20 protein-coding genes and 1 pseudogene are annotated in these 20,312 nt (G+C 71.1%); 13 read left to right on the forward strand and 8 right to left on the reverse strand.

Annotated elements, in window-relative coordinates; all coding sequences use genetic code 11:
* Positions 1–10 precede the first annotated feature (10 nt).
* The gene (locus AB0F98_RS27365) at positions 11–178 is read right to left on the reverse strand and encodes a hypothetical protein (protein ID WP_357740926.1); all 168 of its coding nucleotides are present in this window, start codon (positions 176–178) and stop codon (positions 11–13) included.
* Complete coding sequence (locus AB0F98_RS27370; RefSeq protein ID WP_357740928.1) at positions 175–756, reverse strand: helix-turn-helix domain-containing protein; 582 nt, start codon at positions 754–756, stop codon at positions 175–177. Before AB0F98_RS27370 ends, AB0F98_RS27365 begins: the two co-directional genes overlap by 4 nt.
* Before the next feature lie 97 nt (positions 757–853).
* Between AB0F98_RS27370 and AB0F98_RS27375 the strand changes: the two are divergent.
* The 3 genes and pseudogenes from AB0F98_RS27375 to AB0F98_RS27385 form a co-directional block, all read left to right on the forward strand.
* A pseudogene (locus tag AB0F98_RS27375) lies at positions 854–2,443 on the forward strand (ComEC/Rec2 family competence protein); the annotation flags it as partial.
* A 192-nt stretch (positions 2,444–2,635) separates the two neighbouring features.
* The gene (holA, locus tag AB0F98_RS27380) at positions 2,636–3,607 is read left to right on the forward strand and encodes a DNA polymerase III subunit delta (protein WP_357740931.1); all 972 of its coding nucleotides are present in this window, start codon (positions 2,636–2,638) and stop codon (positions 3,605–3,607) included.
* Positions 3,604–4,065, forward strand: coding sequence for a hypothetical protein (locus AB0F98_RS27385; RefSeq protein ID WP_357740934.1), 462 nt, complete (start codon positions 3,604–3,606; stop codon positions 4,063–4,065). Before holA ends, AB0F98_RS27385 begins: the two co-directional genes overlap by 4 nt.
* Positions 4,066–4,205: 140 nt before the next feature.
* Here AB0F98_RS27385 and rpsT read toward each other — a convergent pair whose 3' ends face one another.
* The gene (gene rpsT / locus AB0F98_RS27390) at positions 4,206–4,472 is read right to left on the reverse strand and encodes a 30S ribosomal protein S20 (protein ID WP_076473291.1); all 267 of its coding nucleotides are present in this window, start codon (positions 4,470–4,472) and stop codon (positions 4,206–4,208) included.
* Between the two features lie 182 nt (positions 4,473–4,654).
* Positions 4,655–5,632, reverse strand: a complete 978-nt coding sequence (locus tag AB0F98_RS27395) for a phosphotransferase (protein WP_357740937.1) — start codon at positions 5,630–5,632, stop codon at positions 4,655–4,657.
* A 163-nt stretch (positions 5,633–5,795) separates the two neighbouring features.
* Between AB0F98_RS27395 and AB0F98_RS27400 the strand changes: the two genes are divergently transcribed.
* The 7 genes from AB0F98_RS27400 to AB0F98_RS27430 all read left to right on the forward strand — a co-directional run bounded on the left by AB0F98_RS27400 (position 5,796) and on the right by AB0F98_RS27430 (position 12,905).
* The gene (locus AB0F98_RS27400) at positions 5,796–6,329 is read left to right on the forward strand and encodes a DUF4240 domain-containing protein (protein WP_357740940.1); all 534 of its coding nucleotides are present in this window, start codon (positions 5,796–5,798) and stop codon (positions 6,327–6,329) included.
* A gap of 87 nt (positions 6,330–6,416) precedes the next feature.
* Positions 6,417–8,294: a translation elongation factor 4 gene (gene lepA / locus AB0F98_RS27405; protein ID WP_357740944.1), complete on the forward strand. Its 1,878-nt coding sequence runs from the start codon at positions 6,417–6,419 to the stop codon at positions 8,292–8,294.
* Between the two features lie 293 nt (positions 8,295–8,587).
* Positions 8,588–8,872, forward strand: a complete 285-nt coding sequence (locus AB0F98_RS27410) for a GlsB/YeaQ/YmgE family stress response membrane protein (RefSeq protein WP_076473295.1) — start codon at positions 8,588–8,590, stop codon at positions 8,870–8,872.
* A 235-nt stretch (positions 8,873–9,107) separates the two neighbouring features.
* Positions 9,108–10,397, forward strand: a complete 1,290-nt coding sequence (locus tag AB0F98_RS27415; protein WP_357740948.1) for a sugar ABC transporter substrate-binding protein — start codon at positions 9,108–9,110, stop codon at positions 10,395–10,397.
* Positions 10,394–11,380, forward strand: a complete 987-nt coding sequence (locus AB0F98_RS27420; protein ID WP_357740951.1) for a sugar ABC transporter permease — start codon at positions 10,394–10,396, stop codon at positions 11,378–11,380. Before AB0F98_RS27415 ends, AB0F98_RS27420 begins: the two co-directional genes overlap by 4 nt.
* Entirely contained in the window at positions 11,377–12,207 is an 831-nt protein-coding gene (locus AB0F98_RS27425; RefSeq protein ID WP_357740954.1) for a carbohydrate ABC transporter permease, read from the forward strand. Before AB0F98_RS27420 ends, AB0F98_RS27425 begins: the two co-directional genes overlap by 4 nt.
* Positions 12,208–12,266: 59 nt before the next feature.
* The gene (locus AB0F98_RS27430) at positions 12,267–12,905 is read left to right on the forward strand and encodes an MOSC domain-containing protein (RefSeq protein WP_357740957.1); all 639 of its coding nucleotides are present in this window, start codon (positions 12,267–12,269) and stop codon (positions 12,903–12,905) included.
* Between the two features lie 73 nt (positions 12,906–12,978).
* On the opposite strand, the gene AB0F98_RS27435 is transcribed toward AB0F98_RS27430, so the two are convergent.
* Positions 12,979–13,884, reverse strand: coding sequence for a phytanoyl-CoA dioxygenase family protein (locus AB0F98_RS27435; protein ID WP_357740960.1), 906 nt, complete (start codon positions 13,882–13,884; stop codon positions 12,979–12,981).
* 214 nt (positions 13,885–14,098) lie between these two features.
* Positions 14,099–14,962: a hypothetical protein gene (locus AB0F98_RS27440; RefSeq protein WP_357740963.1), complete on the reverse strand. Its 864-nt coding sequence runs from the start codon at positions 14,960–14,962 to the stop codon at positions 14,099–14,101.
* A gap of 415 nt (positions 14,963–15,377) precedes the next feature.
* Between AB0F98_RS27440 and AB0F98_RS27445 the strand changes: the two genes are divergently transcribed.
* On the forward strand, positions 15,378–16,142 hold the full coding sequence (locus tag AB0F98_RS27445) for an SDR family NAD(P)-dependent oxidoreductase (RefSeq protein ID WP_357740966.1): 765 nt from the start codon (positions 15,378–15,380) through the stop codon (positions 16,140–16,142).
* Positions 16,143–16,275: 133 nt separating this feature from the next.
* Here AB0F98_RS27445 and AB0F98_RS27450 read toward each other — a convergent pair whose 3' ends face one another.
* On the reverse strand, positions 16,276–17,061 hold the full coding sequence (locus tag AB0F98_RS27450) for an enoyl-CoA hydratase-related protein (RefSeq protein ID WP_357740969.1): 786 nt from the start codon (positions 17,059–17,061) through the stop codon (positions 16,276–16,278).
* A 19-nt stretch (positions 17,062–17,080) separates the two neighbouring features.
* Here AB0F98_RS27450 and hemW point away from each other — a divergent pair, with 19 nt between their 5' ends.
* On the forward strand, positions 17,081–18,304 hold the full coding sequence (gene hemW, locus AB0F98_RS27455; protein ID WP_357741072.1) for a radical SAM family heme chaperone HemW: 1,224 nt from the start codon (positions 17,081–17,083) through the stop codon (positions 18,302–18,304).
* Between the two features lie 36 nt (positions 18,305–18,340).
* Here hemW and AB0F98_RS27460 read toward each other — a convergent pair whose 3' ends face one another.
* Entirely contained in the window at positions 18,341–19,000 is a 660-nt protein-coding gene (locus tag AB0F98_RS27460) for a DUF4870 domain-containing protein (protein ID WP_357740972.1), read from the reverse strand.
* Positions 19,001–19,262: 262 nt separating this feature from the next.
* Between AB0F98_RS27460 and hrcA the strand changes: the two genes are divergently transcribed.
* The gene (gene hrcA, locus AB0F98_RS27465) at positions 19,263–20,285 is read left to right on the forward strand and encodes a heat-inducible transcriptional repressor HrcA (protein ID WP_357740975.1); all 1,023 of its coding nucleotides are present in this window, start codon (positions 19,263–19,265) and stop codon (positions 20,283–20,285) included.
* The last annotated feature ends 27 nt before the right edge of the window (positions 20,286–20,312 follow it).

A 20,312-nucleotide genomic window follows, 5' to 3' on the forward strand; every position in this document is an offset into this window, starting at 1 on the left:
GGGACGCTCCTCAGAAGCGGGAGGGGACGTTGGGAACGTCCGAGCGGTGGGCGATGTCGTCGGCGACCTGCTCTGCGTGCCGCTCAGCCAGCCGGCGAGCGATGACGAACGGCGCGAGCATCACGGCGGGTCCGCCGGTCAGGACCAGGGCGAGCGCGTAGGCGGCAGTGGCGTTCATCGGCCACCGGCCAGAGCCTCAGAGCGGCAGGGGCCGCAGTTGTGGGCGAGGGAGCCCCGGTGACGCGGGCACTGCTCGGTGCCGGTGACAGGCGGCAGCGCCGCCCCGCGACGCTCGGGGTACGGGTAGCCACCCGGGCGAGGGGTGGTGGTGTTCTTGTTCTTGGGAAGGAAGCGACGCCAGTCCCGCGCGGTAGCGCGGTTCTTCAACTTCCCTTGGTCTTCAACACTTCGGGTGTCACCCTGGCTGTCACCCCTGATGCCCTGATCTGTCACCCCGGCCGGCTCGTTCGTCACCCCCTGCGGAGCGGATGACACCCCCTGACCGACGACCAGGCGGTAAACGCGGGTGGCGATGCCGGCAACCTTGGTGACGACCAGGCGACCGAGCTGCACCAGCTTGGCGAGCGCCCGCTGTACGGTCCGCTCGGAACAGCCGGCGTACTCGGCGAGGGTCGCGACAGACGGCCAGGCGTTGCCGTCGTGGTTGGCGTGGGCAGCGATGGCGATAGCTACGGCGCGCTCGTTCTTCCCGAGGTCACGGGTCGCGAGCAGGGCTTGCTTGACAGCTACACTCATGGGCGGGCGGACCTCCGTTGTCCGTCAAGGCCCCGGATCACAGGTGTTGGCGCACCTGCCGGGGCCGTTCTTGTACTCACCTCCCCAAGTCGCGTTCACTGGCTCCAACGTGGCGATCGTGGTCGGTGCGGTGCTGCTGCTCGCGCGCTGGTGCCGGGCGGGCCCGTGGCTCGCCGCAGGTCTCTGCGGGGTCGCCCTGGTGGGCTTCGTGATCCTGGTCCGCCCCTCGCCGAGCGTGGTCCGCGCCGCGACGATGGGCGCGATCGGGCTTGCCGCGCTGGCCGCCGGCCGACCCCGAGCCGCCCTCCCGGCCCTGGCCGCCGCGGTGACCGTGCTGGTGCTCGTGGACCCTGCCCTCGCCGGGGACGCGGGTTTCGCGCTCTCGGTGCTGGCGACGGGTGGACTGCTGCTGCTCGCCCCGCGTTGGCGCGACGGACTGCGTCGCCGTGGTGTGCCGTCGGGGCTGGCCGAGGCGCTCGCGATGCCCGCCGCCGCCCAGCTGGCCTGCACGCCGGTCGTGGCGGGGATCTCCGGGACGATCAGTCTGGTCGCCGTGCCGGCGAACCTGCTGGCGGTGCCGGCCATAGCTCCGGCGACTGTGCTCGGTGTGCTGGCGGCCGCCGTGTCACCGCTCTGGCCGGCCGGTGCCGAGTTCGCCGCCTGGCTGGCGAGCTGGCCGGCGTGGTGGCTGGTGCTGGTCGCCAGGTACGGTGCCCGGCTGCCGGCGGGCACGCTGCCCTGGCCGGGCGGGGTGTGGGGTGCCCTGCTGCTGGCGGCGTTGACCGTGGCGCTGCTGGTTGCCGTCCGGCGGCCCGTGGTGCGGCGACTGGTGGCGGTGGTGACCGTCGCGGCGGTGCTGGGCACCCTGCCGGTACGGCTGGTCGCCCGGGGCTGGCCTCCGCCGGGATGGGTGGTGGTGGCGTGCGCGGTCGGTCAAGGTGACGCCGTGGTGCTGCCGGTCGCAGTGGGTCGGGCGGTCGTGGTCGACGCCGGGCCGGAACCGGCGGCGGTCGACGGTTGCCTACGCCGGCTGGGGATCCGCGAGGTGCCGCTGTTCGTGGTCAGCCACTATCACGCAGACCACGTCGGCGGCGTCGCCGGGGTGTTCAACGGGCGCCGGGTCGGGGTCGTACTCACTCCACCGCAGCATGAGCCGGAGGGTGGGCAGGACCAGGTGAGGGCGGCAGTCAACGCCGGGCGGGCCCGACTGGTGACCGCGCCCGCCGGCTGGGCGTACCGGGTGGGTGGCGCGGAACTCGTGGTGCTCGGCCCGCCGTATCCGCTGCGCGGCACCAGATCTGATCCGAACAACAACTCCCTCGTCCTGCGCGTGACGGTGGCGGGGGTCCGGATCCTGCTCCCCGGCGACGCCGAATCCGAGGAGCAGCGCGCGCTGCTGGATCGGCTGCCGCCGGGCGCGCTGCGTGCCGAGGTGTTGAAGGTCGCCCATCACGGTTCGGCCTATCAGGAACCGGCGTTCCTCACGGCGGTCCGCCCAGCGGTGGCGCTGGTGCCGGTCGGCACGGGCAACACGTACGGGCATCCGCATCCGGAACTGCTCGCCTGGCTGGCCCGCGACGGTGTGCGGGTGCTGCGTACCGACACGGACGGTGACGTGGCCGCCGTTCAGGGTGAGGGTGGTCTCGCGGTGGTGGTCCGGGGCACGCCGGCCGGCCGGCGGCCGTGAGTGGGCCGCCGGGAGCCGGTGACCCGCCGCGCGTGCTCTCCGGAGCGGCAGGCGGCACGCATCGGAGGGGATCTTGTCCTAATTGGTGATGAATCGAGACGGATGTCGAGATTTGCGCTGAGTGCAGGCTCCGCCGACTGGGTGGCCGGTGAGCAGGCACGATCCCGCAGCGGGCCGTGCGAATATGGGCGCGTGACCCCCGCCAGCCTCGCCCCCATTCTGCTCGTCCTCGGCGATGAGGAACTGCTCGCCACGCGCGCCGTGACCGAAGCCGTCGCGAAAGCGCGCAGCGTCGACCCCGGCGTGGACGTTCGCGAGTACCAGGCCGGTGCGCTCACCCCGGGCGAGGTCGCCGAGATGCTCAGCCCGTCGCTGTTCGGCGGCCGGCGGCTGCTGGTGCTCCGCGCCGGTCAGGATGCCCGCAAGGACCTGGTCGCCGCCCTGCTGTCGTACGCGAAGAACCCCGACCCGGACGTGCAGCTGGTCGTCCTGCACCTCGGCGCCGCCAAGGGAAAGGCGTTCGCCGACGGACTGAAGGCGGCGGGCGCCACGGTGGTGCCGGCGGCGAAGCTGAAGGGGCACCGGGATCGAGTCGCCTTCGTCCGCGACGAGATCCGCCGGGGTGGCGGCAAGTGCACCGAGGACGCCGCCGAGGCGCTGCTCGCGGCGGTCGGCAACGACCTGCGGGAACTCGCTGCGGCCTGCTCCCAGCTGATCGCCGACACCGACGGGCGGATCGGCGCGGACACGGTGGCCCGGTACTACCGGGGTCGGGTGGAGGTGAGTGGCTTCACGGTCGCGGACGCCGCGATGGTCGGCGACGTGCCGGCCGCCCTGGAGGCGCTGCGATGGGCGTTGCACGTCGGGGTCGACCCGGTGCCGATCGCCGACGCGCTCGCCGACGGCGTCCGTACCGTGGCCCGGGTCGCGTCCGCCGGACGGGGTAGCCCGTACCAGCTGGCGAGCACGCTCGGCATGCCGGCATGGAAGATCGAGCGGGCGCAGCGGCAGGGCCGAGGCTGGACACCGGAGGGGCTGGCGCAGGCGATGCAGGCCGCCGCCGAGTGCAACGCAGCCGTCAAGGGTGGCTCCGACGACCGGGCGTACGCCCTGGAACGCGCCGTCTTCTCGATGGCCGCTGCTCGGCAGGGCAGCGCCCGGTGAGCGGACCGCCGCGCACGGCGTGGGCCACCCTCCCCGCCGACGAGGAGCAGTACCGGCCGCTCTACGCGCGCGTGCTGGGGCTCCGGTTCGTCAACCCCGGAGGGGTGCTCTGCTTCCTCTTCTTCGAGGGAGTGGTGGCGCTGGCGGTGCTGCTCGCCCTCGCCGAACTGGTCAGCTGGTGGGCCGTGCTGATCCTGCCGGCCGCCGTGGCGGTCATGGTCAAGCTCAACGACGTGGTGGCCGCGGTCGTGGTCCGCTCCGCGGCGCTCGTACCGGAGCAGGAACGCGACCGGTTCCGCCGGCAGATGGAACCGGTGGTCGGACGGGCCCGGGTGGAGTGGGTCACGCACAACGGTCCCGGCCTCGTGGTCTCGGCGGAACCGCTCAGCCCCGCCGTCCGCCCGGACCACGAGGCCGGGCCCGCCCGTCGCGACATCGGTCCGGGCGCCGGCCTCTGATCCGCTCGACCTCACCTGAGGTCGCGGAAACCCATCTCCCGGGCACACCGCGACCGGTGTGCCGCAGGGACGCAGAACGTAGACAGCCGGAAGCCCCGGGCGATGCCCGGGGCTTCCGGCGAGGTCTGACGCCGCGTGGGTCAGGCGGAGAACGACGCGACGCGCTTGGCGATCGCGGACTTCCGGTTCGCGGCCTGGTTGGCGTGGATCACGCCCTTGCTGACCGCCTTGTCGAGCTTGCGGGAGGCGTCCCGCATGAGGGCGGTGGCCTGCTCGACGTCGCCGGACTCGGCGGCCTCGTGGAACTTGCGGACTGCGGTCTTCAGCGACGACTTGACCGACTTGTTACGCAGCCGGCGCTTCTCGTTCTGCCGGTTGCGCTTGATCTGGGACTTGATGTTCGCCACGCGACAGCCTCGTCTTGATAGCTCGGGTTGGTCAGCTTCTGTGCGCGGCGAGCATGCGTCATCACCACGCGAAAAGCCAGGTTACCAGGTCGGCCGGGACGAGCCAAAACGGCATCCGACCCACCCTGCCGCCGATCGCCCCGAACGCGTCCCGGCCCGGATCGTGCGCGACCCGCCGATCGTCAGCTCCAGCCCTGCCGGGTCGCGAGCCAGGCCAGCGCCTGCTCACCGCTCCAGCGATGGTGCCGGCGGATCTGCGGCGAGGCGGTGGGCGGGGCAGCCGCGGCGGTGGTGAGAAAGTACCCGGACAGCGCGGCCAGCGTCACGTCCAGCGCGTCCGGGGGAGCGCCGGCCGCGGCCGGATGCCCGGCGAAGAGACCATCGGTGTCCAGCCCGCTGGCGTACCCGGTGATCAACAGGGTCACCAGGTCGAACCAGGCCGGCCCGTGGCAGAGCCAGGTCCAGTCGCAGAGCCAGGCCCGGCCGTGACCGTCGATCAGCACGTTGTCCAGTCGTAGGTCACCGTGGATGAGCCCGGTGCCGGCCGCGGCGAAGCCGGGAAGGCGGGACTCCAGCGCGACCAGTTCGGGCAACCGGCCTCGCACCGGGGTGGGCAACGGCGGAGCCGGTTCACGTCCGGCGGCGACCTCGCCCCACCAGAGGATGTCGTCCCGGGCCAGGTCGGCGAGGTGGGGCAGCCCCAGGCCGACCAACTCGGTCGGCGGGTGACGCAGCTCGGACGCGACCTCGGCGTACCCGGCCAGCGTGGCTGCGAGCGCGGCCGGCGCCCAGGGCAGGTCGGGTGTACGGCCGTGCACGGCGTCCAGGCCGATCGCGTACCAGTCGGCTGCGGTGAGGGTCCAGCGCAGCCGCGGCACCGGCAGTCCGGCCGGGAGCCGAGCGAGGATGGCGGCCTCCCGGGCGTACCACTCGACCAACCGCGGTTGTTCGGTCCGCGCCGCCGCCTTGACGAACACCGACGAGCCGTCGGCGGTGCTCAGCAGGGCGGCGAAGCCCCGCGTGAAGCCCGCCCCCGCGATCCGGGCGGCGGTGACCGGGGCGCCCAGCCGTTCGGCGAGTGCCGAACGCAGGCCGGGTGGCAGATCGGTCCAGCTCGGCCGCGCGGCCGTGGCGTCGTACGGCGGTGGCGTGACCGGCATCCCCCCATGCTGTCGTACCCCGCCGGCGCCGTGCAGCCTCGGCAGGTCGGCGATTTGTGGGCGGGTACCGGTGCGGCACCGCTGTGCCCGGAGCCGGCCCTGAGCGCCTGCCCCGCGAGATCCTTCCGCTGTCCCGCCCGGTCGTCTGAGAGACTGCCAGCTCATGAGGACCGACGAGTTCTGGCAGTTGATCGATCGGGCCCGGGCCGGTGGCGGGGGAGAGGCCCCGGCGGTGGCCGCTCGGGCGACGGCGCTGCTGGCCGAGCGCGACCCGGCGGACATCGTCGGCTACGCGCGCCACCAGCGGCGGGTGCTCGTCGCGTCCCGGACGGTGGATCTGTGGGGGGCCGCGTACCTGATCAATGGGGGTGCCTCCGACGACGGCTTCGAGTACTTCCGCGGCTGGCTGATGACCCAGGGGCGGGAGGTCTTCGCCCGGGCGGTCGCGGACCCGGACTCGCTTGCCGAACTGCCGCAGATCCGGTCCGCGGCGCTCAGCGGCGAGGAGTTCGAGTCGGAGGACATGCTCGCGGTGCCCTGGGAGGCGTACCGGAAGGCGACCGCGACCGACCTGCCGGCCGAGCCCGACCCGGCGCCCACGCCGGATCTCGACTTCTGGGACTTCGACGACGAGGAGTCGGCGCGGCAGCGGTTGCCGCGCCTCGCCGCGCTCTTCGTCGAGCCGCCCGAGGAGTGATCCGACCGCGCCCGAGACGGCGTGGGAGCATATAGGGGGCCGGCTCCGCGCCGGCCTGATCACGTCAGCCGACCAGAACGGACAGCTGTGCCTCCGACGCTCGATTCCGGCGCGAACGCTCCTGGTGCCACCGACCCGGCGCGCATCAGGAACTTCTGCATCATCGCCCACATCGACCATGGCAAGTCGACCCTGGCCGACCGGATGTTGCAGCTCACCGGCGTGGTCGACCCGCGGCAGATGCGCGCCCAGTATCTCGACCGGATGGACATCGAGCGCGAGCGTGGCATCACGATCAAGAGCCAGGCCGTCCGGATGCCCTGGACGATCCGCGAGGGCGACCGGGCCGGCGAGCAGGGCGTGCTCAACATGATCGACACTCCGGGGCACGTCGACTTCACCTACGAGGTGTCCCGGTCGCTGGCCGCCTGCGAGGGCGCCATCCTGCTGGTCGACGCGGCGCAGGGCATCGAGGCGCAGACCCTTGCGAACCTCTACCTCGCGCTCGAGAACGACCTGCACATCATCCCGGTGCTCAACAAGATCGACCTGCCGGCGGCCCAGCCCGAGAAGTACGCCGAGGAACTGGCCCACCTGATCGGCGGCGACCCGGCCGACTGCATCAAGGTCTCCGGCAAGACCGGCGAGGGCGTGCCGCACCTGCTCGACGAGATCGTCCGGCAGTTCCAGCCGCCGGTCGGCGACGCCGACGCGCCCGCCCGGGCGATGATCTTCGACTCGGTGTACGACGTCTACCGGGGCGTGGTCACCTACGTCCGGGTGGTCGACGGCCGGATCAGCGCCCGCGACCGGATCAAGATGATGTCCACCGGCGCCACCCACGAGCTGCTGGAGATCGGCGTCATCTCGCCGGAGATGGTGAAGGCCGACGGGCTCGGCGTCGGCGAGGTGGGCTACCTGATCACCGGCGTGAAGGACGTGCGCCAGTCCCGGGTCGGTGACACGGTCACCATCAACGCCAATCCGGCTACGGATGCGCTCGGTGGCTACAAGGACCCGAAGCCGATGGTCTACTCGGGCCTCTACCCGATCGACGGGTCCGACTACCCCAACCTGCGCGACGCGCTCGACAAGCTCAAGCTCAACGACGCCGCGTTGACGTACGAGCCGGAGACCTCGGGCGCGCTCGGGTTCGGGTTCCGCTGCGGCTTCCTCGGCCTGCTGCACCTGGAGATCATTCGGGAGCGGCTGGAGCGGGAGTTCAATCTGGACCTGATCTCCACCGCGCCGAACGTGGTCTATCGCGCGCTCCAGGAGGACGGGGCGGAGATCGTGGTGACCAACCCGAGCGAGTACCCGACCGGCAAGATCGCCGAGGTGTACGAGCCGACGGTGCGGGCCACCGTGCTGACGCCGAACGACTACGTCGGCGCCGTGATGGAGCTCTGCCAGGGACGGCGGGGCACCCTGCTCGGCATGGACTACCTCTCCGCCGACCGGGTGGAGCTGCGCTACACGCTGCCGCTGGCCGAGATCATCTTCGACTTCTTCGACCAGTTGAAGAGCCGGACCAAGGGCTACGCGTCGCTCGACTACGAGCCTTCGGGCGAGCAGGCGTCCGACCTGGTGAAGGTCGACATCCTCCTGCACGGCGAGCCGGTGGACGCGTTCAGCGCCATCGTGCACAAGGACAAGGCGTACAACTACGGCGTATCGATCGCCGCGAAGCTGCGTAACCTGATCCCTCGGCAGCAGTTCGAGGTGCCGATCCAGGCAGCGATCGGCAGTCGCGTCATCGCCCGCGAGACCATCCGGGCGATTCGCAAGGACGTGCTCGCCAAGTGCTACGGCGGTGACATCAGCCGTAAGCGCAAGCTGCTGGAGAAGCAGAAGGAAGGCAAGAAGCGGATGAAGATGGTGGGCCGGGTGGAGGTCCCGCAGGAGGCCTTCATCGCGGCGCTCTCCTCCGAGTCCGCCGAGGGGAAGCCCACCGGAAAGAAATAGCGCACGCCCACCGGCTGGTACGACGGCCGGCACCCGTACGGCACGTCACGCCGGGGTGCCGGCCGTCGGCGTTCCCGCGCGCCGGGGGTAGGAAATTTTCTTCGGCCGAAGGCCGGTAGCCGAGCTCGCCCTACCGGCTCCGACCTGGGTGGACGGTGATCCGGCTCCACCTTTCGCATTCATTCATGCAGACGTTTTGCGCTCCCCCCGGTTTGGCCTTTCGATGGCTCGGGAACTTAGCGGCCACCACAGGAAGCACACATCGTGTGACTCATTCTTGAAGGAGGGCGGCCATGGAGCTGACCGTTTGGGGCATCATCACTGCGCTCATCGTTGGTCTGATCGTCGGGGCGCTGGGCCGTCTGATCGTGCCGGGCCGGCAGGACATGCCGATGTGGCTGCACATGCTGATCGGTGTGGGTGCCGCGTTGCTCGGCACGGTGCTGGCGCGGGCGCTGGGGATCGCGACGGAGACCTCGGGGGTGGACTGGGGCGAGCTGCTGGTGCAGGTCGTGCTGGCGGCGATCGCGGTGGCTCTGGTGGCCGGCGTGGGCCGACGCCGCAGCGTCACCCGGTGACGACGGCGCCGGCGTACGACCGGCGACCGTACCGCGACGGGCGTCCGACCGAACGGGTCGGGCGCCCGTTCGTATGCGTACGACCGGATTCGTCTGGCGCTGCCCCTGCCCTACGCCCCTCGACCTGCGATACGGTCGCGTCGCCTTCCCTCGATGGCCCCTGTCGTAAAGGATTTTTTCCTACTAAGGTGCGGCGGTAAAGGTTAGTGCCATGCGGCGCGAGGGGAGATGTGGCGTGAACAGGTGGAAGCGGCTGGCCCCGGTCACCGCCTTGGTGGCTTCGGCCGCGATGGTGCTGACCGGCTGTGGCGGCTCTGGCGACGACGACGCGGCCGACACCAGCAAGTTGACCGTCTGGATGATGGGCGAGGGCGGCGAGGCCCAGACCAAGTTCCTCGACGGCGTCGAGGCCGAGTTCCGGCAGAAGCATCCGGACACCGACGTCGTGGTGCAGTACATCCCGTGGCTGGAGGCGCCGAAGAAGTTCCAGGCCGCCCTGGCCGGCGGTGAGGGGCCGGACGTCACCGAACTGGGTAACACCGAGACTCAGGGCTGGGCGGCGCAGGAGGCCCTCGCCGACCTGAGCGGCCGGATGAGCGGCTGGGCCGAGGGCAAGGACCTGCTGCCGGACCTCGTGAAGAACGCGCAGCTCGACGGCAAGCAGTACGGCGTGCCCTGGTACGCCGGCGTGCGGGCCATCTACTACCGCACCGACTGGTTCGCCGAAGCCGGCGTGAAGCCGCCGACCACCTGGGACGAGTTGGTGACCGTCGCCAAGACGGTCCAGGCCAAGAAGCCCAACACCTACGGCATCGCGCTGCCCGGCAACTCCGAGCTGCCGTTCTACTCCTTCCTCTGGGCGGCGGGCGGCGAGATCGCCACCGACCAGGGGGGCACCTGGAAGTCGGGCTACACCACGCCCGAGGCACAGAAGGCGGTCAAGTTCTGGACCGACCTGGTGACCGTCCACAAGGTCGCGCCGCCGGCCGCCGCCGGCTGGAACGAGATCGACGCCCGGACCCAGTTCGCCACCGGCAAGGCCGCCATGGCGTTCGCCGGCAGCTGGCAGCAGGGCGCCATCAAGAAGGACAACCCGGACATCGAGAAGGTGTGGGGCACCTTCCCGATCCCCGGCCCGGACGGCAAGGCCGCGCCCGGTTTCGCGGGCGGCTCGGACATCGCGATCTGGAAGGACAGCGAGCGCCAGGACCTCGCCTGGGACTACATGACCGTGCTGCTGAACAAGAAGAACGCTCAGGCGTTCGCCGACAGCCTGGACTTCTTCCCGGTCTACCAGGACCTCGTGGCCGGCGGCACGTACGCCAATGACAAGATCATGGCGGCGTTCGCGACCACGATGCAGAACACCAAGGTCACGCCGCTCACCCCGAAGTGGGTGGAGGTCAGCCGTACCAAGACGGTGACGCAGGCGATGAACAGCTCGGTCATGAAGGGTCAGAAGACGGTCGAGAAGGCTACCGCCGACGCGGCCGCGGAGATGGAAAGCATCCTCAACGCCAAGTGACCACGCTGACCGACGCGCCGGAGTCGTCCGCCGCGCGGGAGACCCCCGCGCGGCGGCGTCGCCCGGTCGACCGCCTGCCGTATCTGCTGCTCCTACCCTGCCTGGTCATCATCGGCGTGCTGCTGCTCTGGCCGCTCGGCCAGGTGGTGACCATGTCGTTCTACCGGCTGAACAACGTCCGGCAGTTGCGCGGGGACCGGGAGTGGCCATGGGTCGGGCTCGATAACTACACCCAGATCCTGGCTGACCCGTTCTTCCTCACCGTGCTGCGCAACACCGTGCTCTTCGCGGTGGCGAACGTGGCGCTCACCATGATCCTGGGCACCCTGGTCGGCCTGCTGCTCAATCGCCTCGGCCGGAAGATGGCCACCTTCGTGGCCAGTTGCGTGATGCTCGCGTGGGCGACCCCGGCGCTGACCGGAACGATCGTCTGGAAGTGGATCTTCGACGACACCAGTGGCCTGGTCACCTGGCTGTTCAACGCGTTGCCGGACGAGCTGTCGCAGGCGTTCTTCGGGCGGAGCGACTGGACCGGCTACGGCTGGTTCAACTCGCCACTGCTCTTCTTCTCGATCCTGACCCTGGTGGTGGTCTGGCACTCGTTCCCGTTCATCGCGGTGAGCGTCCTGGCCGGGCTCAAGAGCGTGCCGGGCGAACTGCACGAGGCGGCCCGGGTCGACGGCGCGAGCGCGTGGCGGGTCTTCTGGCGGATCACGTTCCCGCTGCTGCGTCCGGTCTTCGGGATCCTGATCGTGCTCTCCACGATCTGGGACTTCAAGGTCTTCACCCAGCAGTTCGTGCTGGCCGGCGGTACCCAGGACCGGCCGACGTTCATGCTCTCCATCTATTCGTACGCGGAGGCGTTCTCGCCACCGCCGAAGTACGGCCTCGGCGCGGCCATCGCGGTGATCCTCACCGTGATCCTGCTCGTGGTGACCGGCTTCTACGTACGGATGGTGCTCAAGCAGGAGGACGAGTCGTGAAGAAGGTCGCGCTCAACGGCGCCGGGCTGCTGGTGGCGCTCTTCGCGGCCTTCCCGGTCTACTGGATGATCGCCACGTCGCTGAAGCCCAGCCGGGAGATCTTCTCCGCCACTCCACGGCCGGTGCCGGCGCACCCGACGCTGGAGCACTACCGGGAGATCCTGACCGGGAACCTGATCCCCGGGGTGACCTTCGCGGATTTCTTCCTCAACAGCGCCCTGGTCGCGGTCTCCACGGTGGTGCTCAGCGGCCTGGTCGCGCTGCTGGCGGCGACCGCCGTGGCCCGGTTCCGGTTCCGGCTGCGGACCAGCTTCCTGATCATGCTGCTCGTCGTGCAGATGATCCCGTTGGAGGCCCTGGTCATCCCGCTCTTCCTGATGATCCAGCGGCTCGGGCTCTACAACACGCTGCCCAGCTTGATTCTCACCTATCTGGGCTTCTCGCTGCCGTTCGCCGTCTGGATGTTGCGTGGCTTCGTCGCCGCGGTGCCGAAGGAGTTGGAGGAGGCGGCGGCGATCGACGGGGCGAGCCGGGCCCAGACGTTCCGCCGGATCCTCTTCCCGCTGGTGGCTCCCGGACTGGTCGCCACGAGCATCTTCTCCTTCATCACCGCCTGGAACGAACTGATCTTCGCGCTCACCTTCATCAACGACCAGAACCGGTACACGCTGCCCGTGGCCATGACGTTCTTCTTCGGGCGTGACGACACCGCCTGGGGGCCGGTGATGGCGGCGTCCACCCTGTTCACCCTGCCGGTGATCATCTTCTTCCTGTTGGTGCAGCGGCGGATGGTCTCCGGGCTGGTCGCCGGCGCGGTCAAGGGCTGACGGACAACTGTGGATCTTGGCCGGGTCGCGCGTCCCGCCGCCACGCTAGGCTGACTGCCATGACGGGCAGGGTGGTGGCGGTGAACCTCGGTGTGGTCACCGAGGCCGACTGGGCGGGCGATCCGAGTGGCCGCAGCGGCATCGACAAGCGGCCGGTGGACGGCCCGGTGCTGCTCCGCGTGGACGGGGTGGCCGGCGACTTCATCGGCGAGCGAGCGCACCACGGCGGCGCAGACCAGGCGGTCTACGCGTACGCCGAGGAGGACGCCGCCTGGTGGGCGACCGAGTTGGGGCGTGACATCCGGCCCGGCGGCTTCGGCGAGAACCTCACCACGTACGCGGTGGACGTGACGGGGGCGGTGATCGGCGAGCAGTGGCAGATCGGATCCGCTCTGCTCCAGGTGACCATGCCACGCACGCCGTGTGCCACCTTCGCCGGCTTCTGGGGCGTACCGGATCTGATCAAGCGGTTCACGGTCCGCGCGCTGCCCGGTGCCTACCTGCGGGTGCTGCGCGAGGGGGAGGTGGGTCCGGGTGACCCCGTCGAGGTGGTGGAGCGGCCCACCCATGGGGTGACCATCGGTGAGGTCTTCCGGGCCACCACCCTGGAGTCGGAGTTGCTGCCTCGGCTGCTGGACGCGCCGGACCTGCCGGAGCCGATCCGGGAGAAGGTGCGCCGCCGGCTCGCCGTGCGGTGAGCGTTCGGCGGGAGATGTGACGAAGGGCCCCGGCCGCGCGCGAGGCGACGGCGGAGGGCCCTTCGCTGTTGGGTCAGCGCAGCCAGGGGATGCTGCGATCGAGAAGACCGCGCTCCTTCAGCTCCTTGCGCAGCGGGATCTCGTCGTCGACGTACCCGTCCCAGTTGATGCCCCAGTAGTTGGCGGTGTGGGTGCCCTCACCGATCAGCTGGCGCTGGACGGGGGTGCGGTTGCGGTACCACTCGCCGTTGACGTCGGGGTGCAGCTCGTCCAATGGGCGGATCCACCGGTAGGTGTAGCCCACGAAGAGCATCTTGCGGGTGATGTTCGACAGGTTCGTCGACCGGGAGTGCCACTGGCGGCGGTCGAAGATGAACGCGTCGCCCGGGTTCGCGGTGATCTCCACCGTGCCCTCCGGGTCGGGGTTGTGCACGCTGAGGTCCTTGGGCCGGTCCAGCGAGTTCCACAGGTGGCTGCCCGGGATGACCTTCGTGGCGCCGCGCCCGGTCTCCGAGAGGTCGGAGAGCACGTAGGCGACCTTCAGCGAGAACATCGGCCGGGGCAGGTTCGGGTCCATGGTCTCCGGGTCGGAGTTCTGCCGGTACCCGTCCTGGTGCCAGCCCCAGTACGGCTTCTCCGGCTCCAGTGCCGGCGGGGTCACGTCCAGGTGGTTGTGGTGCGTGTAGATGTTCCACCCGGCCAGGCCCCACATGTACGGGAAGGCGATCGGGTGGGTGAGCAGCTCGCCGAAGAGCTCGTCGCGCTCGAGGAAGCCGAGAAGGTGCAGGGTGCCGTCCTTCTTGGTGTTGCCCTTGGCCTTCTCCTCGGCGTAGACGCGGTCGACCGCCTCTTCGAGCGCCGCCCGGTGGTCCTCCGTCAGGACATTGCGCAGCAGGAGAAAACCCTGCTCGTGGAACTCCTTGCGATCTACGTCACTGATCGGTTCGTAACCGGTCCGGCCGCCGTAGTCGAACGCCACGTCGTACCCCTCCCCATAAGGCGAAAAGATTTCCTGGCACAGGCGGCCGATCGTAACGCGGTCAACCGTGAACCGGGGAGGGCGGAAGGCCGGGAATGGCCGGAGATGTACCAGCGGCAGCGAGGTGGATACCAAGCGTCACGACCGCGATGTCAAAAGCGATGCTTCGAGCGGTTGGCCGGTTCTTGCGGTGACCGACTGTAGAGAAATTGGGTCAGCTGTCGGCGAAGACCTCGGCCACCACTCGGGCGCCGGCCAATGGGCCTCCGGCGACCTCGATCCACTTGCCATCGCGGGCCGTCCACTCCAGGTCTCCGAAACGGACCCGCTTCACCCCGTGGTCCTGGGCGTGCGAGACGAGCCAGTGCGCGTACCGCCAGCCGTCGCGTTGGTCGGTCGTCGCCAGGCTGAGCCCGGTCAACTCCGCCGGCGCGGCGCTGCCGACCACGCCCCAGTCCAGCTCCAGGTTGCGGGTCAGCGCCGCCGTCGCTGCGGCGCCACGCATCGCCGGCGTCCGCCCGACCGAGCAGGCCACGGCCCGCGTGGCGTCGCCGAGCAGGGCCCGGGTCAGTACGGCCGACTCGTCGGCCCACTTCTGGTACGCCTCGGGGAAGGCGGAGCGCTGCACGCGTTGAGCGGCGTCGGTGACCCGCATCCGCTCCCAGCCGCGGACCTTCTTCAACGCCGCGTAGAACCGTTTGGCCGCGTACCGCGGGTCACTGAGCTGTGCGGGTTCGCCCCAACCCTGGCTGGGGCGCTGCTGGAACAGGCCGATCGAGTCCCGGTCGCCATCCGGGAGGTTGCGCAGGCCGGACTCCTGGTAGGCGGTCGCCAGCGCCACCACCACGCCCCGCTCCGGCATGCCCTGCTGCGCGCCGATCGCCGCGATGGTCGCCGCGTTGGCCATCTGGTCGGCGTCGAGGACCACCCGGCCATCGGCCTGCACGGTGCAGGATCGGCTGGCCAGGGGAAGGCGCAACTCGCTCCCGAGCTGCCGGACGAGCACCACGACAACCACCACGGCGAGCAGGACGAGGACCACGCCACCCGCCACCACGGTCCGAGTTCGCACCCACACCCCCTGTTCGGCAGTTCGACAAGCGTACGTCCCTCGTAGGCCGGGCCGGGCTGTCTGACCGGTTCAGGCCGGCCCGGTCCGGCCCGCCCGGGCCGGATGTTCCCGCCCCGGCTGCGCTCTCACCTGCCCGCATCGCCCGATCGTCCGGCCCCGTTCCGTTGACGACAGCGATGGCGGGGCTGGAAGACGCGTCCGTTGCGAGATCCACCGCGCTCTGGCAGAGCACGGTACGTGGCCCCGGCTGATCTGTCATGAGTGTCACCGCGAAGAAGCAACGCGGAATTGGTTGACCGGTCAAGCTCTTCCTGTTGTTGACATGTCAATAAGGGGGCCCGCTCGGGAAGCGGTCCCCGGTGGCGGCCCGAGCGGTTCGTACCCGAGCCGTCCGGACAGCTCACGACCAAGGAGGAGTTCCATGGGAACGCTGGATGGGAAGGTAGTGCTCATCACCGGTACCGGGGGAGGTCTGGGGCGCGTGGCCGCGCTGGCCTTCGCGCGGGAGGGTGCCCGGGTCGTCGGGGCCGACGTGAAGGCCGATGCCAACGACGCGACCGTCGAACTCGTCCGGCGCGCCGGCGGAGAGATGACCGGCGTCGCACCCATCGACCTCACCGACCCGGAACAGGTGCGCCGGCTCGTCGAGGACGCCGTGGCCACCTATGGCGGACTGGACGTGGTCTACAACAACGCGGCCTCGCTCCGCTTCGGCCCGATGCCCGAGTTCTCGGTCGAGGACTGGCGGGCGACCATCGCCGGCGAACTCGACATTCCCTTCTACGTGTCGAAGTTCGCCTGGCCGCACCTGGTTCGGCGCGGCGGCGGCGTGATCATCAACGCCGCGTCCATGGCCGGCATGATCGGTGGTCAGGTGCCGCCCATGGTCGGGCACGCGGCGGCGAACGCCGGCATCATCGGCATGACGCGGCAGCTCGCCCTGGAAGGCGCACCGAGCGGGATCCGGGTGGTGGCGATCAGCCCGGGGCCGATCCTGACCCCGGCGAGCGAGCGCGACCTCGGCGATGACCAGGCCGCGCGGGATGCGATCACGGCGAAGACCCTGCTCAAGCGGTTCGCGCGGCCCGAGGAGGTCGCCGAGTTGGTGGTGTTCCTCGCGTCCGACCGCGCGAGCTACGTCACCGGCGCGAACTACCCGGTCGACGGCGGCGCGACCGCGTGGTGAGCCGGGTGGCGATCGGGACACGGCCCTGCCAGGCGGTGTCCCGGCCGCCATCGCCCGCCGAACGGGGCGAGGAACACCGCGACCCGTTCGGCGTTGTCGTCACCGTCGGCGCGGACTCACCGGGTGCCAGGGGTCAACTCGCTGCCGGCACCCACCGTGCCGGCCGTTTCTCCCGGAAGGCCGCCACGCCCTCCCGCCCCTCGGCGGAGAGGAAATAGCCGGTCGACAGCGCGGCCAGGTCGGCGACCTCGGCCCGCAGATCGGCGGTCGCGGGGCGGCGCAGCAGCTGCTTCGCCCCGGCCAGAGCTCCCGGCGCGCCACGCACCAGCGAGACGCAGTACCGCTGCACCGCGGCGTCCAGCCCGTCGGCCGGCACCGCTGCGGTCACCAGCCCGATCTCGGCGGCCCGCCGGCCGTCGAAGGTGTCCCCGGTCAGGTAGAGCTCGGCCGCCGCCCGCGGGTGCAGCCGGGGCAGTACGGTCGCCGAGATCACCGCGGGGATCACCCCGAGCCGCACCTCGGTGAACGCGAAGGTGGCCTCCTCGGCGCAGACCGCCAGGTCGGCGGCCGCTATCAGCCCGAGGCCACCGGCGCGGGCCGGCCCCGCCACTCGGGCGAGCACCGGCTTCGGGCACTCCCAGACCGCCGCCAGCACGTCGCCGAGCATCCCGGCCGGCACCGTCCCGCTGGCGTACGCGGCGGCGGTCTCCTTGAGGTCAGCACCCGAGCAGAAGACCGGCCCGGTGTGGTCGAGCACGATGACCCGGACCGCTTCGTCGGCGACCGCATCGGCCAGGCCGGCGAGCAGTTGCGTCATCAGCGGAGTGGAGAGCGCATTGCGGTTGTGCGGGCTGTCCAGGGTGAGGGTGGTCACCCCACGGGCCGTGGCGACCCGCACGAGCGCGTCGGGAGAGGTCATGCCGGGCACACTAGTGGCCATGCCCGGCGTCCTTCCAGATGGCGAACCCGTACCGGCCGACGGTTCGCTGCCCGCCAGCGCGACCCGCGAGGTCGGCGCGCGCGGATTCGGCGTGTACGTCCACGTGCCGTTCTGCGCGAGCCGCTGCGGCTACTGCGACTTCAACACGTACACCGCCGCCGAACTGGGTGGGGGCGCCACCCGCGAGGGGTACGCCGACACCGTCCTGGCCGAGCTCCGGCTCGCCGCCCGGGTGCTCGGCGACAACCCGCCCCCGCGGGTCGACACCGTCTTCGTGGGCGGCGGCACCCCCACCCTGCTGCCCGCCGACGACCTGGCCCGGATCCTGGACGCCGTCGACCGCACCTGGGGGCTGGCCGCCGACGCCGAGGTGACCACCGAGGCCAACCCGGAGTCGGTCACGCCCGAGTCGCTCAAGGCGCTGCGGGCGGCCGGCTACACCCGGATCTCGCTGGGCATGCAGTCCGCCTCGCCCGGGGTGCTGGCGATCCTCGACCGCAAGCACAGCGCGGGCCGGGCCACCGCCGCCGCCGCCGAGGCGCGGGACGCCGGGTTCGACCACGTGAACCTCGACCTGATCTACGGCACACCGGGGGAGCGGGCCGAGGACTTCGCCCGCTCGCTGGACGAGGTGGTCGCCGCCGGCGCCGACCACGTCAGCGCGTACGCCCTGATCGTGGAGGACGGGACCCGGCTCGCCGCCCGGATGCGACGCGGCGAACTGCCGTACCCCGATGACGACGTGGCCGCCGACCGCTACCTGGCCGCGCAGGAGGCGCTCGGCGCGGCCGGCTTCTCCTGGTACGAGGTCTCCAACTGGGCCCGTACGCCCGCCGCCCGCTGCCGCCACAACCTGCTCTACTGGTCCGGCGGGGACTGGTGGGGGCTCGGGCCGGGCGCGCACAGCCACGTGGGCGGGGTGCGCTGGTGGAACGTCAAGCACCCGACGGCGTACGCCCAGCGCCTCGCCGAGGGACGGTCGCCCGGCCTGGCCCGGGAGGTGCTCACCGTCGACGAGGCGCACATGGAGGACGTGATGCTACGGCTGCGCCTCGCCACCGGGCTGCCGCTCGACGTGTTGGACGACACGGGGCGGGCCGGCGCCGAGCGCGCGCACGCCGCCGGCCTGCTGGCCCCGGACGAGTACGCGGCCGGCCGCGCGGTGCTCACCCTGCGCGGCCGGCTACTCGCCGACGCTGTCGTACGGGACCTGCTGGCCTAGGGGGTGCCCGGCCGGCGGGGTAGCGGCCAGTCGGGATTACTTGATGAGGCTCGCCGACATCGGGTAGCGGTACGGGGTGCCCTCGTTGGCCTTGACCCCGGCGATGATGCCGAACACGGTGCCGATGATCACCGCGGCGCCGACGGCGACGAAGCCGATGAGGATGCAGGAGAGGATCCAGCCGACCAGGCCGACGATCGACCAGGCGAGCTGGAAGTTGAGTGCGCCCACGGCGTGCGCGCGGACCGTGGGTGACTGGTTGCCCCGGGCCAGCATGGCCACGAGCGGGGCGATCCAGCCGAGCACGCCACCGCTCAGGAGCATGCCCGCGGCGCCGCCGAAGTGCGCGACCAGCGCCCAGGTCTTGTCCTCGTTGCCGGCGTAGCCGGAGGGTGGGCCGTAGCCGCCGCCGGTCGGATACCCGACGCCCGGCGGCGGGTAGTCCCCGGGAGGAGCGCCGCCACCCGGGGGCGGGTAGCCCCCGGGTGACTGCGGGCCACCGGGGGGTGTCGGATAGCCACCGGGCGGGGGATAGGCACCGGGCGGGGGATAGGCACCGGGGCCTGGGGCCCCGGACAGGGGTGCGGTGGGCGGCTCGTCCGCGGCGGACGGCCCGGGAGCGGGCGGCGGCGGGGTCGGGTCCGACGGCTGGCCGCCAGGCTCACCCGCGCCGGGAGGGCGAGGTGGTTCAGTCATGAACGTCACGGTAGGGGCCGCCGGCAACGTCACGCCATAGCGACACCGCCGGGCCGACCCGTCCGACCTGGCGACCACCGGCCGCCCCCCCGCCCGGCTGTCCTGTCACCGCGACGAGGGCAGGACCCGCACCCGTGGTCCGTCCTTGATCATCGCGTTGGCGGGCCTGCCGACGTAGACTGGCACTCGCTACAGTCGAGTGCCAGGAACGCCGCGCGTGGCGCAGAACGCCGGCGGCCGATGCGCGTAGGAGGTGGGGAGGATGGGTCTCGACGACCGCAAGCTCGCCGTGCTCCGCGCGATTGTCGAGGACTACGTCGCCACGCAGGAGCCGGTCGGTAGCCGTGCGCTGGTCGAGCGACACCAGCTCGGAGTCTCCCCGGCGACGGTTCGCAACGACATGGCGGTGCTCGAGGAGGAGGGTTACATCCGGCAGCCGCACACCAGCGCCGGCCGGGTGCCCACCGACCGCGGCTACCGGCTCTTCGTGGACCGGCTGTCCCGGGTCAAGCCGCTCAGCCCGGCCGAGCGTCGAGCCATCGAGCGTTTCCTGCTCGGCGCCGTCGACCTGGACGACGTGGTGCACCGCACAGTCCGGCTGCTGGCCCAGCTGACCCGGCAGGTCGCCGTCGTGCAGTACCCGAGCCTCGCCCGCTCGTCCGTCCGGCACCTGGAGTTGGTGCCGATCTCCACCACCCGGCTGATGCTGGTCATGATCGCGGACACCGGGCGGGTCGAGCAGCGGCTCGTGGAGATGCCGGGGCCGATCCCGGCCGACGACGTCACCGACCTGCGGCGGCTGGTCAACGAGAAGCTGGTCGACACGCGGCTCTCGGAGACACCCCCGCTGGTGCAGGCGCTGGTCGACGAGGTCAGCCCCGACCTGCGCCCGGCCATGGCCACCCTCGCCAGCGTGCTGCTGGAGACGCTGGTCGAGCGGCACGAGGAGCGGATCGCACTGGCCGGTACGGCCAACCTGACCCGCGGCGGGCTGCTCGACTTCCAGGGCTCGCTACGCCCGATCCTCGAGGCCCTCGAGGAGGAGGTGGTCCTGCTGAAGCTGATCGGCGAGGTCGAGGAGAGCTCGATGCGGGTGCGCATCGGGGACGAGAACGAGATCGACAATCTCCGCGCCGCCTCGGTGGTGAGCACCGGCTACGGCCCGGGTTCGACGATCGTGGGTGGCCTCGGCGTGCTCGGGCCGACCCGGATGGACTACCCCGGCACCATCGCCACGGTGCGCGCCGTGGCACGCTACGTGGGCGATCTGCTGGCCCAGAACTAGGCAGTACCGTCCGGCCGGATCCGGTCG

The sequence above is a fragment of the Micromonospora sp. NPDC023737 genome, assembly GCF_040639715.1.
GTDB lineage: Bacteria > Actinomycetota > Actinomycetes > Mycobacteriales > Micromonosporaceae > Micromonospora.

Coding starts and splice junctions, on each gene's coding strand:
- AB0F98_RS27400 (WP_357740940.1), top strand. CDS start 5,796: ATGAGGACCGACGAGTTCTGGCAGTTGATCGATCGGGCCCGGGCCGGT.
- AB0F98_RS27410 (WP_076473295.1), top strand. CDS start 8,588: ATGGAGCTGACCGTTTGGGGCATCATCACTGCGCTCATCGTTGGTCTG.
- AB0F98_RS27370 (WP_357740928.1), bottom strand. CDS start 756: ATGAGTGTAGCTGTCAAGCAAGCCCTGCTCGCGACCCGTGACCTCGGG.
- AB0F98_RS27395 (WP_357740937.1), bottom strand. CDS start 5,632: ATGCCGGTCACGCCACCGCCGTACGACGCCACGGCCGCGCGGCCGAGC.
- AB0F98_RS27365 (WP_357740926.1), bottom strand. CDS start 178: ATGAACGCCACTGCCGCCTACGCGCTCGCCCTGGTCCTGACCGGCGGA.
- AB0F98_RS27445 (WP_357740966.1), top strand. CDS start 15,378: ATGGGAACGCTGGATGGGAAGGTAGTGCTCATCACCGGTACCGGGGGA.
- AB0F98_RS27450 (WP_357740969.1), bottom strand. CDS start 17,061: ATGACCTCTCCCGACGCGCTCGTGCGGGTCGCCACGGCCCGTGGGGTG.
- hrcA (WP_357740975.1), top strand. CDS start 19,263: ATGGGTCTCGACGACCGCAAGCTCGCCGTGCTCCGCGCGATTGTCGAG.
- AB0F98_RS27430 (WP_357740957.1), top strand. CDS start 12,267: ATGACGGGCAGGGTGGTGGCGGTGAACCTCGGTGTGGTCACCGAGGCC.
- hemW (WP_357741072.1), top strand. CDS start 17,081: ATGCCCGGCGTCCTTCCAGATGGCGAACCCGTACCGGCCGACGGTTCG.
- AB0F98_RS27460 (WP_357740972.1), bottom strand. CDS start 19,000: ATGACTGAACCACCTCGCCCTCCCGGCGCGGGTGAGCCTGGCGGCCAG.